We start from the raw sequence: 15,547 nt of genomic DNA, 5'->3' as shown, positions 1-15,547 counted from the left end.
GGAGAGACCATGGACAAGCCCGAGATCGACAGGCCGACGGGCCCCGCGCCCACGGACCTCGTCACCGAGGACCTCACGGTGGGGGACGGCGCAGAGGCGGTGGCCGGTGGCAACGTCACCGTCCACTACGTCGGCGTCGACTACGAGACCGGCGAGCAGTTCGACTCCTCGTGGGACCGTGGCGAGTCCATCACCTTCCCGCTCAACGGGCTCATCCAGGGCTGGCAGGAGGGGATCCCGGGCATGAAGGTCGGCGGTCGCCGCCAGTTGGTCATCCCGCCGGACAAGGCCTACGGCACCTCCGCGGCCCTGCATCCGCTCGGCGGGAAGACCCTCGTCTTTGTGATCGACCTGCTCGACGCCTGACCAGTTAGTCGCACGACGCGCGCACGCCCCGACCACCCACCAGGGAGGTCGGGGCGTGCGTCGTCTGGAACCGTCCAGCTGCCACAGGCTCGAGCCCTACCCCTGCTGCCGCAGGCTCGAGCCCTACCCCTGCTGCCGCAGGCTCGAGCTCTACCCCTGCTGCCGCAGGAAGGGAGTCAGGGCGTCGAGCACCCCGGGATCCTCGATCGTCGACGGGACCCGGACGTCCTCCTGACCATCGGCGATCTGCCTCATGGTCTTGCGCAGGATCTTGCCCGACCTGGTCTTGGGCAGACCCTGGACCACGGTGCAGTCCCGGAACGTGGCCACCGCGCCGATCTCCTCGCGGACCATCGCGACCAGCTCGGCCCGCAATTCCTCCGGGTCCCGGACCTGCCCGGATTTGAGGACCACATAGCCGACCGGGCGCTGGCCCTTGAGCTCGTCCCTCACCCCGATCACCGCGGCCTCGGCCACGGCGGGGTGAGTGGCGATCACCGCCTCCATCGAACCCGTCGACAGGCGGTGTCCGGCCACGTTGATGACGTCGTCGGTCCGGCCCATCACGTAGACGTACCCGTCGGAGTCCACGTACCCGCCGTCCCCGGTCGAGTAGTACCCCTCGAACACGGACATGTACGAGGAGACGAACCTCTCGTCGTCGTCCCACAATCCCGTGAGGGTCCCCGGCGCCATGGGCAGCTTGATGGCGAGGTTCCCCTCCCGACCCGCGGGCAGGGGGATGCCCTCGGCGTCCAGGACGTGCAGGTCATACCCGGGCACCGGGACCGTGGGGGAGCCGGCCTTGATGGGCATGGGTTCGAGGCCGCGCAGATTTGAGGCGATGGGCCAGCCGGTCTCGGTCTGCCACCAGTTGTCCACGACGGGGGTGCCCAGTTTGTCCGTCGCCCACTGGTAGGTGTCCGGGTCCAGGCGCTCCCCCGCGCAGAACAGGGTGCGCAGGGCGGACAGGTCGTATCTGCCGATCTCCACGCCCTCCGGGTCCTCCTTGCGGATGGCGCGGACAGCGGTGGGAGCGGTGAACAGGGCGGTGGCCCTGTGCTCGGACAGGACCCGCCAGAAGGCGCCGGCGTCCGGGGTGCCGACGGGTTTGCCCTCGTAGATGATCGACGTCGCCCCCACCAGCAGTGGCGCGTAGACGATGTAGGAGTGGCCGACCACCCAGCCGACGTCCGAGGCGGTCCACCAGACGTCGCCCGGCCGTACCCCGTAGACGTTCCACATCGACCACGCCAGCGCGACCGCGTGGCCGCCGTTGTCGCGGACCACACCCTTGGGCAGGCCCGTGGTGCCCGAGGTGTAGAGGATGTACAGCGGGTCGGTCGCCGCGACGGGAACCGGGGCGGCGGGCTCCGAGTCTGCGACCGCCGCGTCCCAGTCGGTCCACGTGGTTCCGGGGGTCTCGGGGAAGGTCGCGTCCGGGAACTGGTCCGGGCGGCCCGCCACGATCACCGCGCCCGGGGCGTGTCGGGTGAGGTCGAGTGCCTTGGTGACCATCGGGAAGTACGGGACCTTCCGGGTGGGTTCGATGCCGCCGGGCGAGGTGACGACCACCTTCGGCCTGGCATCGTCGATCCGGATGGCCAACTCCGGGGCCGCGAAACCGCCGAAGACCACGGAGTGCACCGCCCCGAGCCGGGCGCACGCGAGCATGGCCACCGCGGCGCGGGGCACCATCGGCATGTAGATGACGACCCGGTCCCCGCGGCCCACACCCTCGGCCGCGAGCGCACCGGCGAAGGCCTCGACCTGGTCGAGCAGCTGGGCATAGGTGATGGTCTCCTTGACCCCGGTGACCGCCGAGTCGTAGATGAACGCGGCCTGACCCCCGCGTCCCGCCTCGACGTGGCGGTCGAGGCAGTTGTAGGAGGTGTTGAGCTCCCCGTCGGGGAACCAACGGTAGAAGGGCGGGCGCGAGGAGTCGACGGCCGTGGTGGGGGGCGTGGTCCAGTCGATCGCCCCGGCCGCCTCCAGCCAGAAGGCGTCGGGATCGGTGATCGAGAGCCGGTGGGCCTCGGCGTAGGTCGACGAGGTCGTGGAGTCCGACATCGGGTGAGCCCCTCTCGTGCGGGAGTGAAGCCCCCGATCAGCGCCGGTGGCCTGTGACGTGTTTCACTCTAGTCTCAGGCCGAGGTCCCGATAGCGGGACATCCGCTCCGCGTACCTCCGCTCGGGGGGACGCCTCCGGACCTCGACCAGGGCCGAGGCGACGGCGTCCGCCAGCCGGTCGCAGAAGGCGTCCGGCTCATCCGCGGCGTCGGGCCGCTCGGGGACGACGACGTCCACGATCCCCGCGCGGAGGAGGTCGGCCGAGGTGATTCCCTGCGATCGGGCGACCTCGGGTGCCCGCGAGGTCTCGTGGTACAGGATCGCGCTCGCCCCCTCGGGTGGGAGTGGGGCGAGCCAGCCGTGGCGCGCGCACAACACCCGGTCGGCCGGGAGCATGGCCAGCGCGGCGCCTCCGGTGCCCTGCCCGAGGATCACCGAGACCGTCGGGGTGGGCAGGGTCGCCAGGTCCGCCAGGCTGCGTGCGATCTCGCCCGCCAGACCCCCCTCCTCGGCCTCGCGGGACAACGCGGCCCCCCGGGTGTCGATGAGCAGGACCAACGGGACCCCCACCTCGGCGGCGATCCGCATGCCGCGCCGCGCCGACCGCAGCGCGGACGGACCGAGCGGGCTGGTCTCGGTCTCGGCGTCACGGTCCTGCGCCAGGACCACGGCCGACTGGCCGCGAAAGCGTGCCAGGCAGAGTTGCAGCGAACCGCTGTCCTCGCCCTGACCGGTCCCGGACAGCGGTACCCGGTCCGGGGCGACCCGGGCGAGGAATGCGCGCGCACCGGGGCGGTCGCGGCGGCGGGAGCGGGTGATGGCGTCCCACGCGTCCGGCGGGCCGGCGTCATCGGTCTCGGGGTCGGGGACGGGTCCGGGCGGGGGCGCCGGCTCGTCCGCGGACGGCGGGTCCTCACAGAGCACGCGCAGGGCCCGTGCGGTGAGGTCCCGGACCCCCTCCGGTGGGAGCACGCCGTCGATCATCCCGCGGCGCGCGAGGTTCTCCGAGACCTGGACACCGTCGGGGAAGGGGGCCTCGTACAGGGCCTCGTAGACGCGCGGGCCGAGGAACCCGATGAGCGCCCGCGGTTCGGCGACAGACACGTGGCCCAACGAACCCCAAGAGGCGAACACGCCACCGGTGGTGGGGTGTCGCAGATAGACCAGGTAGGGCAGGCCCGCGGACTTGTGGCCGGCGACCGCCGCGGAGATCTTGACCATCTGGAGGAAGGCGATCGTGCCCTCCTGCATCCGGGTGCCACCGGAGGTCGGCGAGGCGAGGATCGGCAGACGCTCCGCGGTGGCGCGTTCGATCGCCGACACGATCCTCTCGGCCGCCGCGATGCCGATCGATCCGGCCAGGAAGTCGAACTCGCAGGCGATGAACACAACTCGCCTGCCCAGGAGGGTCCCCTCTCCGGTGATGACCGACTCGTCCACCCCGGAGGCCTGCGTCGCACGCTCGAGGGCGGCCTCGTAGCCGGGGACCGAGTCGACCTGTGGTGACCGCAGCGGAGCTCCGTCCCAGGACCGGAACGAGCTGTCGTCGAGGACCATGTCGAGGATCTGCAGAGCTCCGGTTCGCGCCATGTCCGCATCGTACGGTGGGCACGCTCACCAGCGGGTATCGTCGGACGCAGGGTGGTCAGCAGTACCCCCGCGACGTACGAGGAGGCCCCGCCACCATGATCGCCACACGCAGGGACGGTGCCGTCGCCGTCGTCACCATCGACCGGCACGCCACCCGCAACGCCCTCGACACCGAGGTCTGTACGGCGCTGCGCGAGGCGATCGAGTCCGCCGGTGAGGCGGCCGAGGCCGAGGACCCGGTCCGCGCCATCGTCGTGACCGGGGCCGGTACGGCCTTCTGTGCGGGCGCCGATCTGTCCGGTGGCGTCTACAGCACGACCTTCTATGACGCCCACGCCGGCATGCTGCGTGCGGTCGAGTCGGTGCCGGTGCCCGTCATCGCGGCGGTCAACGGACCCGCGGTGGGCGCGGGGGTCCAGCTGGCCCTGGCCGCGGACCTGCGTGTGGTGGCGCCCGGAGCGGTGTTCGCCGTTCCGGTCGTCAAGGTGGGCCTGGCCCTGGACAACTGGACCATCAAGCGGCTGGCCAATGTCGTCGGTGGGGGGCACGCGCGGTCGGTCCTGATGACCGCACGCCCGGTCGGGGCGGAGGAGGCGGCCCGGATAGGGCTGGCCAACGAGATCGGTGGACTCGACACGGCGATGGAGCTCGCGGCCGAGATCTCGCGGTTCGCCCCGCTGAGCCTGAGGCACATCAAGTCCGTGATCAACGACGATGACGCCCGGCTGCTACCCCGTGACGAGCACACCGAGCTCCAACAACTGGCCTGGCACAGCGAGGACATGGCGGAGGCACGTGCGGCGCGCGAGCAGAGACGACCTCCAGTGTTCCGCGGGAGATGACCGCCCCGTCCGCGAGGTCCGCCGGGTAACATTCCAGCGCCCGGATCCGCCCGACGCGGCGCCCGGTACACGCCCCGGGGGGACCGGAGACAGCAGGGGGAATGCCACCGATGGCCGCCAGGCACAGTGCGTCGTCGCGGAGTGGGAATCAGTCGGCACGCAGGGTCGTCCTGGCAGGGCTGGCGCTCCTCGCGTCCGTCCTCGTCGTAGGGCTCGTCGTCTCGGGGTTGTCCAGGGCTGGGCTGGGCGGGCTCTGCGTCGACGCGGCCGAGGTCTCCGTGGCCGCCGAGCCCGGCATCGTCGCCCACGTGGAGACCCTCGCGGACGGGGCGGAGGGGTGCTATTCCTACGAGGTCTCGGCGGTCACGTCCGCGGACATGGCGACCCGGGTCGCGTCCCGGCAGGAGCCACCAGACATCTGGGTACCCGATTCGACGGTCCGGCTCGCGCAGGTGTCCCAGGAGGTGCAGATCCCCTTCGAGACCGTCCTCAACTCCCTCGCGTCCACCCCGGTGATCATCGCCTCGGATGGGGGCGCGCTCGACATGTCCACGTGGACGGCGGTGCTCGCGACGCCCCGACTGGCGATGGGGGACCCGGTCCGCTCCGGTATCGCGGACGCGCCGATCCTCGCGGCGACCTCGGAGACCGAGACCATGCGCTCGACCTCGGAGGCGCTCGGCACCGCCATGGCCGCGCTCGCACAGGGGCAGGCGGGCCGCCAGGACGCGTCGCCCACCGCGCGCGAGCTGCTCGACCGGGTGAGGGGTGCGGGCGGGGCGGCGATCGTGACCGAACAACAGGCCGTACTGGCCGACCGTGACTCCCCGGGGTCGGAGCTGGTCCTGGGGGCTCCGCGCACCGGTGCCGTGTTCCTCGCGTATCCCCTCGCCGTGACCACCCAGGACCCCGCCCGTAGGGAGGAGGTGGCCGACGCCGCCGCCGAACTCCGTGCCGCCACCGGCTCGTCCGATTTCGTCGCCGGTCTCGCCGAGGACGGATTCCGCCCAGCGGACCGGTCACCACTGGCCGGAGGGGCAGGGGTCGGCGAGGTCGATGCGCTCGTGGTCCGCGACCCGAACAGGGTGCATGCCACGCTGCAGAAATGGCGCCTGCTCGCCATGCCCGGCCGGTCCCTCGTCCTGGTGGACACCTCGGGCTCCATGGGTTTCGCCATGGAGGACACCGGCGTCACCCGGATCCGGACGCTCGTCGAGACCGCGACGACGGGCCTCGGGCAGTTCCCCGACGACGCGGCGCTCGGCCTGTGGGCGTTCGGTGGGGATGCGGGCGGGGGCGAGAGTCCGTACCTCGAGGTGGCCCCGCTCGAGCGCCTCGACGCCCCGACCGCCGACGGGGTCCACCGTGACTCGCTCGCGGGCGCCCTCGGGTCGCTCCCCGGCCTGGTGGGCGGTGGCACGGACCTGTACCGGACCGTGCTCGACGCCTACGCCGCGGTCCGGTCGGGTTATGACCCCGACATGATCAACTCCATCATCGTGATCTCCGACGGCGCCAACGACACGGTGTCGGACCTGACCAGGGAAGATTTCCTCCTCAGGCTCCGGGAGATGGTCGACCCGTCCGAGCCGGTGGTCGTGGTGACCGTCGGACTGCTCGACGATGCCGATCCGGAGACGCTCGCCGAGGTCTCACGGACGACCGGGGGCAGCAGTCACGTGGCGCGTACGTCCGAGGAGATCGTCCGGGTGTTCGCCGCCGCCGTCGGACAGCGGGGCAGCGCGTAACCGGCCGGCGAGCGACCGATCCCCCCCGGATGAGGTAGCGATAGCCCACGGATGGGGGTGCTGCGACCACCATTTTCTGCACCTCAGCCCGGGATGGCATGGTCGCACCTGCAAACCCCTGTGTCACGTGTCACACTTCTGGCGTCCTAGTCTGTGAGGCGCATCACTACCGAGGTGTGTCTCGAAAGATCTGAAACGGAGGACCTCCGTGTCCCAACCAGCTGATCCCCCGGTGGGAGGATCGTCACGACGCAGCCCGGAAGCGGCTGACTTCGAGGCGATGCACTCCAGCCCGGAATTCCAGGATTTGCGCACCAAGTTCCGGGCGTTCGTCTTCCCCATGACGATCGCCTTCCTCATCTGGTACTTCCTGTACGTCCTCCTGGCGGTCTACGCGACCGACTTCATGGGGACCAAGGTCTTCGGGAACATCACCTGGGGACTGATCATCGGGCTGGCGCAGTTCGTCACCACGTTCCTCATCACGTTCCTGTACATCCGGTTCGCCAACCGCGTGATCGACCCCCGCGCGGAAGCGATCCGCCACGAGCTGGAAGGTGAGGTGGCCTGATGGACGACTGGCTGATCAACATCAACGAACTCACACCGGGGGAGCAGGTCGGAAGCACGCTGCTCAACATGGTCGTGTTCGGCGTCTTCATCGTCATCACCATGACCCTCGTGTTGCGCGCCTCCAAGTCGACCAAATCCACCAAGGACTTCTACACCGGTGGGTCGACCTTCACGGGGCCGCAGAACGGATTCGCGATCGCCGGCGACTATCTCTCGGCGGCCTCGTTCCTCGGCATCGCCGGCGCCATCGCCATCAACGGCTATGACGGCTTCCTCTACTCCATCGGCTTCCTGGTGGCCTGGTTGGTCGCATTGTTGCTCGTCGCAGAGCTGATGCGGAACACCGGTCGGTTCACCATGGCCGATGTGCTCAGTTTCCGACTCAACCAGCGGCCCGTCCGCATGGCCGCCGCGCTGGCGACCCTGGCGGTCTGCCTGTTCTACCTCATCGCCCAGATGGCGGGAGCGGGCGGACTGGTCGCCCTGCTGCTCAACATCAACGACTCGACCGGTCAGGCGATCGTCGTCGCGGCCGTCGGACTCCTGATGATCGTCTACGTCCTCGTCGGCGGGATGAAGGGCACCACGTACGTCCAGATGGTCAAGGCCGTCCTGCTCGTCGGCGGCGTGCTGATCATGTGTCTGTTCGTCCTGGTCGCGGTGCGGGGCAACTTCTCGGAGCTCCTCGGGCAGGCGGTCACGAACTCCGGTAGGGACCTCCTCCAGCCGGGGCTGCAGTACGGCGCCACCGAGACCAGCAAGCTCGACTTCATCTCCTTGTCGATCGCCCTGGTCTTCGGCACCGCCGGCCTGCCGCACGTGCTGATGCGCTTCTACACGGTCCCCACGGCCAAGGAGGCCCGCCGCTCGGTCACCTGGGCGATCGCGCTCATCGGCTCCTTCTACCTGTTCACCCTCGTCCTCGGCTTCGGTGCCGCGGCGATGGTCGGGTCGGACGTCATCGAGGCGGCACCCGGGGGCGTGAACTCGGCAGCTCCGTTGCTGGCCTTCGCGCTGGGCGGCGAGATCTTCCTCGGCATCATCTCGGCGGTGGCCTTCGCGACGATCCTCGCGGTGGTCGCGGGTCTGGCGATCACCGCGTCGGCATCGTTCGCGCACGACATCTACAACGGCGTGATCAAGCACGGTAAGGCCACCGAACAGGCCCAGCTGCGCGTCTCACGGATCACCGTGGTCGTGATCGGCCTCGCCTCCATCGTCATGGGCATCGGTGCGATGGGGCAGAACATCGCGTTCCTCGTCGCCCTCGCCTTCGCGATCGCGGCCTCGGCGAACCTGCCGACGATTCTGTACTCGCTGTTCTGGAAGCGGTTCAACACCACCGGTGCGCTGATGTCCATGTACGGCGGGCTGATCAGCACGCTCGTGCTGATCGCGTTGTCGCCGGCGGTATCGGGCGGCGAGAAGTCGATGATCACCAGCGTCGACTTCTCCCTGTTCCCCCTGTCCAATCCCGGCATCGTGTCGATTCCGCTGGCGTTCCTGCTCGGCATCATCGGCACCTTCATGGGGAAGAAGGACGAGTTCCCGCAGAAGCGCGTGGAGATGGAGGTCCGCTCTCTCACCGGCGTCGGTGTGGAGAAGACGATCAACCACTGACTCCTGCCGCCCCGGAGGAGCTGCACACCGGCCCGCCCGACCGTTCGTCACGGTCGGGCGGGCCGGTGTCGTCGAGGTGTGACGTCGGCACGACGGAAAGCGACTACCCTCGGTGACCATCACACGCGATTCGAAGGCGGTTCACGATGTATCCCGGACAAGACGATGAGACGCGGCGGATGGGGCAGCACGACTCGCGCGCCTACTCGCAGATGAGCGGTGACCCCGGCTACGACGAGCCCTACGCCAACGAACCCGCGTACGCGGAGCGACGTGAGCCCCGCGGTCCCGCGCTCGACGTGGGCAAGTTCATGGGCAGCGTCGCCGCCACGGCGCTCGTGGCCGCGATCGCCGGTTGGCTGATCTCCTGGGTGGTCGACGCGGTGTTCAACCGATTCGGGCACCAGTGGGCGAACGGGGGCAACACCCCCACCATGTACGCCGTGTACGGAGCGGTGGCCGCGATCCTGGCCGGGATCCTCTGGTACCTGCTCCTGGTGGGAACGGCGAACCCGCAGCAGTTCTTCTCCTGGACCGTCGGTCTGCTGATCCTCGCCGCGGTGGCCCTGCCGCTGTTGGTCACGGTCCCGTTCCTCGATGGTCTCGCGGCGGCGATCGTGCACCTGTTCATCGGTCTGCCGATCCTCGCGCTGACCGGGGCGTTCGCCGCCACCCTGCGACGCTGACCCCGGCGATGACCCGAGCCCGCTGACGTGTGGTCAGCGGGCTCGAGACGTGTCGGGGGGGGAGTCAGGCGGCGTGGTTGCAGGTGGAGCAGCTGCAGTCGTCGCAGACGCAGTTCGCACACTCGTGGCGCTCCCCGCAGTTGCTGCACGAGCACACGTTGTGGTTGCAGGTCTCGCAGGTGCAGTCGGGGCACGTGCACACGGCACAGCTGTCGGTGCAGTTGTCGCACGAACAGGTCGTGCACTCGTCGTAGTGGCCGTCGTGCTCCCGGTGGAGGTGGCCGTCGTGCTCAAGGTGTCGGGCGCGTGGAGTATGCGGACGCCGGGGGAGGGGCGCGAGAGGGGGTGGGGGTTTTTCGCGGAGGCGGAGATCGCGCTCCGGAGGTGCGGCAGACGGGCCCGACGCACCCGTGGTGCCCCCGAGAGGAATCGAACCTCCGACACCGGCTTTAGGAGAGCCGTGCTCTATCCACTGAGCTACGAGGGCGGGAACCGGAGAGAGTCTAACTGATGGACGCCGGTCGCCCGTGATCGGCGAGTTGGAGTGTCGACCCCACGGGCGGTAGTCTCGGCGGTTGGCGTCCGTGTCGTCCTCGTAGTCGGGGACCGGCGGACCGCCTCCGCGGGTCACCACCGGCCGCCGCGCGAGGGGGAGGGCGTCCGACTGGCCGGCAGCCCAACAGACAGACAGAGGTATCGCCTGTGTCCACGTACACCCCCAAGCCCGGGGACGTGACGCGCGCCTGGTACGTCATCGACGCCACTGATGTGGTTCTCGGTCGACTCGCCGTACAGGTCGCCAACATCCTCCGTGGCAAGCACAAGCCGCAGTTCGCCCCGAACGCCGACACCGGCGACTTCGTCATCATCATCAACGCCGACAAGGTCGCGATCTCGTCCAACAAGCGCGAGCGCGTCCTCCATCACCGCCACTCCGGTTTCCCGGGTGGGCTCAAGACGCAGTCCCTCGGCAAGGCCATGGACTCCCGCCCGGACCGCGTCGTCGAGAAGGCAGTCAAGGGCATGCTCCCGAGCAACAAGCTGGGCCGTGCCGTCGCCTCCAAGCTGAAGGTGTACGCGGGTCCCGATCACCCGCACGCCGCCCAGCAGCCCGTGCCCTACGAGATCAAGCAGGTGGCCCAGTGACCGACGAGAACATCACCCCCGAGGCCGAGCTCGCCGATGACACGGTGGCGGATCTCGCCGCCGAGGTCGCCGAGGACTACAGCGAGGCCGACTACGCCGGTGGGACCGACTACGTCGCCGACGCCGAGACCCAGCTGGCGCCGGTGGTCTCCTCCGGTCCGATCCAGGCCGTCGGCCGTCGCAAGGAGGCCGTCGCCCGCGTCCGCCTCGTGCCGGGTTCCGGTCAGTTCACCCTCAACGGCCGCACCCTCGAGGAGTACTTCCCGAACAAGGTGCACCAGCAGCTCGTCAAGTCGCCGCTGGTCCTCGTGGAGCGCGAGGAGCAGTTCGACATCGTGAGCCTGCTGCACGGTGGCGGCCCGTCCGGCCAGGCCGGCGCCCTGCGCCTGGCCATCGCCCGGGCGCTCATCGAGTACGCCCCGGACGATCGCCCGGCTCTCAAGAAGGCCGGTTACCTCACCCGGGACGCCCGCGCCGTCGAGCGCAAGAAGGCAGGCCTCAAGAAGGCCCGTAAGGCGCCGCAGTACTCGAAGCGCTGATCGGCGCGACCGGTACCCCAGAGCAGGCGCCCGCAGTCGCGGGGGCCTGCTCTGCTTCGTTTACCGAGGGACCTCCCGACCGGGGGTACCCTTACCCGGTCCACGACGCCCACCCCTGGTGCGGCGGCGGCCCACTACCCCAGAAGGATCACGCACCATGACCCGACTGTTCGGCACCGACGGGGTGCGCGGGCTCGCGAACCGCACGCTCACCGTGGACCTCGCGGTCCGTCTCGGTGCGGCTGCGGCCGCCGTCCTGGCCGCCGAGACCGACGGGTCCGGCGCGCGGACCGGTTCGCCCCGCCCCCTGGCCGTGATCGGCCGGGACCCCCGGGTGTCGGGGGAGATGCTCGAGGCGGCCCTCTCGGCGGGCCTGGCCAGCCAGGGCGTGGACGTGCTGTGCGTGGGGGAACTGCCGACCCCGGCCATCGCCCACCTGACGGCCCAGCACGGTGCCGAGCTCGGTGCGGTCATCTCGGCCTCCCACAACGCGATGCCCGACAACGGGATCAAGTTCTTCGCCGCCGGCGGGCACAAGCTCGGAGACCACGTGGAGGACCGGATCGAGGCCGCCCTGACCGACGGCGCCATCACCGGACCCACCGGGGCGGCGGTCGGCCGGATCTCACGTGCGTCGTCCGAGGACGCGGTGGACGGCTACGTCGCGCATCTGCTCGCCGCGACCCCGGGACGGCTGGACGGTCTCGTCGTGGTGGTCGACTGCGCGAACGGCGCGGCCAGCGTCGCGGCGCCACGGGCCTACCGCGAGGCGGGGGCGACGGTGATCGAGATCCACGCCGACCCCGACGGCTACAACATCAACGACCGTTGCGGATCGACACACCTCGACGACGTCCGCGCGGCCGTGCGCGAACACGGCGCCGACCTCGGTCTGGCGCACGACGGTGACGCCGACCGCTGCCTTGCCGTCGACGCCTCGGGCGAGGTCGTGGACGGCGACCAGATCATGGCGATACTCGCGCTGGCGATGCGGGACGCCGGGGAGCTCGCCGGGGACACCCTCGTGGCGACGATCATGAGCAACCTGGGTCTCAAGGTGGCCATGCGGGCCGCGGGGATCGAGGTGACGGAGACCAAGGTGGGGGACCGGTACGTCCTGGAACGCCTCCGCGAGGGCGGGTACAGCCTCGGCGGTGAGCAGTCCGGGCACCTGGTCCTGCCAGCACATGCGACCACCGGCGACGGCGTCCTGACCGGCCTGCGCATCATGGCGCGGATGGCGGAGACGGGTGAGTCCCTGGCAGAGCTCGCCGGGGTCATGACGGTGCTTCCCCAGGTCCTCGTCAACGTGCCGGTGAACGACAAGGCCGCCGTCGTGGCGTCGTCGGTCCTGGGTGACGCCGTGGCCACCGAGGAGGCGCGACTCGGATCGGGTGGCAGGGTGCTCCTGCGCCCGTCGGGGACCGAGCAGCTGGTCCGCGTGATGGTCGAGGCCGAGGACGCGGACTTCGCCCGTCAGGTGGCCGACCGCCTCGCGGGGCTCGTCGCCGCGGTCTGACGAGGCCGGGGCCTGCTCAGCTTCCGGTGAAGCGCTTGACGAGCTTCAGTAGCGGCGGGCGGCCGGCCATGAGGTCGTCGTCCTCCTCGTCCAGCACCTGGTCGGTCACCGTGACGGTGTCCTTGAACTTCTCCTCCGGATCGGCGAACGCCGAGTAGGTGTCATCACCCGCGAGCGCGGTCAGGAGATACCCCGCGAGAAGCGGGCGCACGGCGCGCTGTGTGCGGCGGTCCGGGTCCGCGAGGCCGACGTACTTGAGCAGCGGCGCGGCCTCGACCAGGCCTGTCTCGATGGCCTTCTCCAGTCGGCGGTGCACGATCGGGCCGCGCCAGCCCAGGTGGAGCGCCCGTGCGTCCTCGGCGTGCACTCCACCGGACGCCGACAGCAGCAGCGCCGGGGCGTCGATGGTGATCGCGCGGTCGGCGGCGTCGGGAACGGTCTCGGTGGGGAAGATCATGGCCACCGCGTCGATATCGGTGCGCTGGGAGGCGAGCAGGGCGCAGACCCCGCCGCCGAGGCCGTGACCGGCGAGGCCGATCCGGCGCGGATCCGCGCGGACGGTCCCCCGGCCGAGCGTGGCCTGCAGGACGTCCTCGATCGCGGCCGACAGGTGGTCGGCGAAGTGCTGGTGGTTCGGTCGGGGGGACCTGTCGGTCGCCGGTACCACCACGACGAAGCCCCAGGACGCGAGGTGCTTGCACGTGTCGAGGTAGTCGCGCGGCCCCTTGGTCCAGTCATGGGCGAAGCCCACCAGGGGCGCGGGCGACGGCGCGTCACGTGGGACGAACACCGCGCCGGGGGTCCCGGTGAACCCGAGATCGCCGGTGTCGACCCCGTAGGGGCCCCGGCGATTCACCTTGCTGAGTAGATCCTTGGTCTTGGTGGCCACGGGGGCCACAGTATCGCCTCCGGGGGACCGACGGTGCCGGGGCGTCGGGACGGCCTGGCTACACTTAGCGGCCATGTGCGGAATCGTCGGTTATGTGGGGCATCAGGCTGCCCTCCCGGTTGTGGTCGAGGCCCTGCGACGGATGGAGTACCGCGGGTACGACTCGTCCGGTGTCGCCGTTCTCGACGGGGCGGGCTCGTCCCGCGTCGAGAAGAAGGAGGGCAAGCTCGCCAATCTCGAGGCTGCGCTCGACTCCGCAGGGCGGGACGGCTTCCCCGGGACCACCGGTATCGGCCACACGCGGTGGGCCACCCACGGGCGCCCGGTCGATCGCAACGCCCACCCGCACGTGTCGGGCGACGTCGCGATCGTCCACAACGGGATCATCGAGAACTTCGCGCCCCTGCGAACCGAGCTGGAGGCCGCGGGAATCGAATTGGAGTCCGACACCGACTCCGAGGTCGCCGCGCACCTGCTCGCGTGCGAGATGGCCGCCGGGCCGAACGAGGGGGACTTCGTCGCCTCGTGCCGTGCCGTGTTGAACCGCCTCGAGGGCGCGTTCACCCTCGTGTTCAGCCACGCCGCCCACCCGGACACCCTCGTCGCGGCCCGCCGGTCCACCCCGTTGGTCCTGGGCGTGGGAGAGGGCGAGATGTTCCTCGGCTCGGATGTCGCCGCCTTCATCGAGCACACCCGCGAGGCGGTGGAGCTCGGCCAGGACAACGTGGTGGTGCTGCGGGCCGACGGTTACGAGATCACCGACCTCGCAGGCGAGCCCGCCGAGGGGCGCCCGTTCCACATCGACTGGGATCTGGCCGCCGCGGAGAAGGGCGGCTACGACTACTTCATGCTCAAGGAGATCGCGGAGCAGCCGCAGGCGGTCGCCGACACGCTGCTCGGCCACTTCCAGGACGGTCGCATCGTGCTGGACGAGCAGCGGATGAGCGACCAGGACCTTCGGGACATCGACAAGGTGTTCATCGTGGCCTGCGGCAGCGCTTACCACTCCGGCATGGTGGCCAAGTACGCGATCGAGCACTGGACCCGCCTGCCCTGCGAGGTGGAGATCGCCTCGGAGTTCCGCTACCGCGACCCTGTCCTGGACCGGTCCACCCTCGTGGTGGCCATCTCCCAGTCCGGCGAGACCGCCGACACCCTGGAGGCGGTGCGGCACGCCAAGACGCAGAAGGCCCGCGTCCTGGCGGTCTGCAACACGAACGGTTCGCAGATCCCGCGCGAGGCCGACGCCGTCCTGTACACCCACGCCGGCCCCGAGATCGGGGTGGCCTCCACCAAGGCGTACCTGGCGCAGATCACCGCCAACTATCTGGTCGGTCTGGCGCTCGCCCAGGCCCGCGGCACCAAGTTCCCCGATGAGGTGGCCGCCGAGTTCCGTCAGCTCGAGAAGATGCCCGAGGACATCCAGAAGGTGGTCGACTCCCTCGACCCGGTCCGTCAGATCGCGCGGGAGCTGGCCGACTCGAAGTCGGTGCTGTTCCTCGGCCGCCACGTCGGCTATCCGACGGCTCTCGAGGGCGCTCTCAAGCTCAAGGAGCTGGCGTACATGCACGCCGAGGGCTTCCCGGCGGGCGAGCTCAAGCACGGGCCGATCGCGCTCATCGAGGACGGTCTGCCGGTCTTCATCGTGATGCCGCCGGTCGAGGGACGCGGGGTCCTGCACTCCAAGCTGGTGAGCAACATCCAGGAGATCAGGGCCCGGGGAGCGCTGACCATCGTGATCGCCGAGGAGGGCGACGAGGTGGTGCGGCCGCTGGCGGACCACTTCATCCCCATCCCGGCCTCGACCACGCTGCTGCAGCCGCTGTTGGCGACGATCCCGTACCAGGCGTTCGCCGCGGAGGTCGCCGCCGCGCGTGGGTACGACGTGGACAAGCCCCGCAACCTCGCCAAGTCCGTCACGGTGGAGTGACCCGGCCCCGGGTCTGACACCGATCAGGG

At 70.1% G+C, this 15,547-nt stretch carries 14 protein-coding genes and 1 tRNA gene; 11 read left to right on the top strand and 4 right to left on the bottom strand.

The genetic code is table 11. The features are described from left to right. Positions 1–9 precede the first annotated feature (9 nt). Positions 10–366, top strand: coding sequence for an FKBP-type peptidyl-prolyl cis-trans isomerase (locus NJE57_RS07900; protein ID WP_319027834.1), 357 nt, complete (start codon positions 10–12; stop codon positions 364–366). A 150-nt stretch (positions 367–516) separates the two neighbouring features. On the opposite strand, the gene NJE57_RS07895 is transcribed toward NJE57_RS07900, so the two are convergent. Beyond that, the gene (locus NJE57_RS07895; RefSeq protein WP_319027833.1) at positions 517–2,436 is read right to left on the bottom strand and encodes a propionyl-CoA synthetase; all 1,920 of its coding nucleotides are present in this window, start codon (positions 2,434–2,436) and stop codon (positions 517–519) included. A gap of 63 nt (positions 2,437–2,499) precedes the next feature. Then, complete coding sequence (locus NJE57_RS07890) at positions 2,500–4,026, bottom strand: carboxyl transferase domain-containing protein (protein ID WP_319027832.1); 1,527 nt, start codon at positions 4,024–4,026, stop codon at positions 2,500–2,502. Between the two features lie 95 nt (positions 4,027–4,121). On the opposite strand from NJE57_RS07890, the gene NJE57_RS07885 reads away from it, so the two are divergent. From NJE57_RS07885 to NJE57_RS07860, 6 genes are all read left to right on the top strand, one after another. Further along, entirely contained in the window at positions 4,122–4,868 is a 747-nt protein-coding gene (locus NJE57_RS07885; RefSeq protein ID WP_319027831.1) for an enoyl-CoA hydratase, read from the top strand. Between the two features lie 110 nt (positions 4,869–4,978). Next, positions 4,979–6,616: a substrate-binding domain-containing protein gene (locus tag NJE57_RS07880; protein ID WP_319027830.1), complete on the top strand. Its 1,638-nt coding sequence runs from the start codon at positions 4,979–4,981 to the stop codon at positions 6,614–6,616. Positions 6,617–6,896: 280 nt separating this feature from the next. Beyond that, complete coding sequence (locus NJE57_RS07875) at positions 6,897–7,187, top strand: DUF485 domain-containing protein (RefSeq protein WP_319027892.1); 291 nt, start codon at positions 6,897–6,899, stop codon at positions 7,185–7,187. Further along, on the top strand, positions 7,187–8,809 hold the full coding sequence (locus tag NJE57_RS07870) for a cation acetate symporter (protein ID WP_319027829.1): 1,623 nt from the start codon (positions 7,187–7,189) through the stop codon (positions 8,807–8,809). The genes NJE57_RS07875 and NJE57_RS07870 overlap by 1 nt, the downstream gene beginning before the upstream one ends. A gap of 146 nt (positions 8,810–8,955) precedes the next feature. Further along, positions 8,956–9,495 carry a hypothetical protein gene (locus NJE57_RS07865; protein ID WP_319027828.1) on the top strand — a complete coding sequence of 180 codons (540 nt, stop codon included), beginning with the start codon at positions 8,956–8,958 and terminating at the stop codon, positions 9,493–9,495. 83 nt (positions 9,496–9,578) lie between these two features. Continuing rightward, positions 9,579–9,749, top strand: a complete 171-nt coding sequence (locus NJE57_RS07860; protein ID WP_319027827.1) for a hypothetical protein — start codon at positions 9,579–9,581, stop codon at positions 9,747–9,749. Positions 9,750–9,906: 157 nt separating this feature from the next. Here NJE57_RS07860 and NJE57_RS07855 read toward each other — a convergent pair. Then, a tRNA-Arg gene (locus NJE57_RS07855) sits at positions 9,907–9,982 on the bottom strand. A 215-nt stretch (positions 9,983–10,197) separates the two neighbouring features. Between NJE57_RS07855 and rplM the strand changes: the two genes are divergently transcribed. The 3 genes from rplM (at position 10,198) to glmM (ending at position 12,699) form a co-directional block, all read left to right on the top strand. After that, complete coding sequence (gene rplM, locus NJE57_RS07850; protein WP_319027826.1) at positions 10,198–10,641, top strand: 50S ribosomal protein L13; 444 nt, start codon at positions 10,198–10,200, stop codon at positions 10,639–10,641. After that, on the top strand, positions 10,638–11,180 hold the full coding sequence (gene rpsI / locus NJE57_RS07845) for a 30S ribosomal protein S9 (RefSeq protein ID WP_319027825.1): 543 nt from the start codon (positions 10,638–10,640) through the stop codon (positions 11,178–11,180). Before rplM ends, rpsI begins: the two co-directional genes overlap by 4 nt. Before the next feature lie 157 nt (positions 11,181–11,337). Further along, positions 11,338–12,699 carry a phosphoglucosamine mutase gene (gene glmM / locus NJE57_RS07840; protein ID WP_319027824.1) on the top strand — a complete coding sequence of 454 codons (1,362 nt, stop codon included), beginning with the start codon at positions 11,338–11,340 and terminating at the stop codon, positions 12,697–12,699. 16 nt (positions 12,700–12,715) lie between these two features. Here glmM and NJE57_RS07835 read toward each other — a convergent pair whose 3' ends face one another. Further along, positions 12,716–13,588, bottom strand: coding sequence for a dienelactone hydrolase family protein (locus NJE57_RS07835; protein ID WP_319027823.1), 873 nt, complete (start codon positions 13,586–13,588; stop codon positions 12,716–12,718). Positions 13,589–13,661: 73 nt separating this feature from the next. On the opposite strand from NJE57_RS07835, the gene glmS reads away from it, so the two are divergent. Beyond that, the gene (glmS, locus tag NJE57_RS07830) at positions 13,662–15,518 is read left to right on the top strand and encodes a glutamine--fructose-6-phosphate transaminase (isomerizing) (RefSeq protein ID WP_319027822.1); all 1,857 of its coding nucleotides are present in this window, start codon (positions 13,662–13,664) and stop codon (positions 15,516–15,518) included. Positions 15,519–15,547 lie beyond the last annotated feature (29 nt).

The organism is Dietzia sp. PP-33, from assembly GCF_033790845.1.
Classification (GTDB): Bacteria; Actinomycetota; Actinomycetes; order Mycobacteriales; family Mycobacteriaceae; genus Dietzia.
Note: the sequence above shows the minus strand (reverse complement) of the source record. Positions and strands in the feature narration are given on the sequence as shown.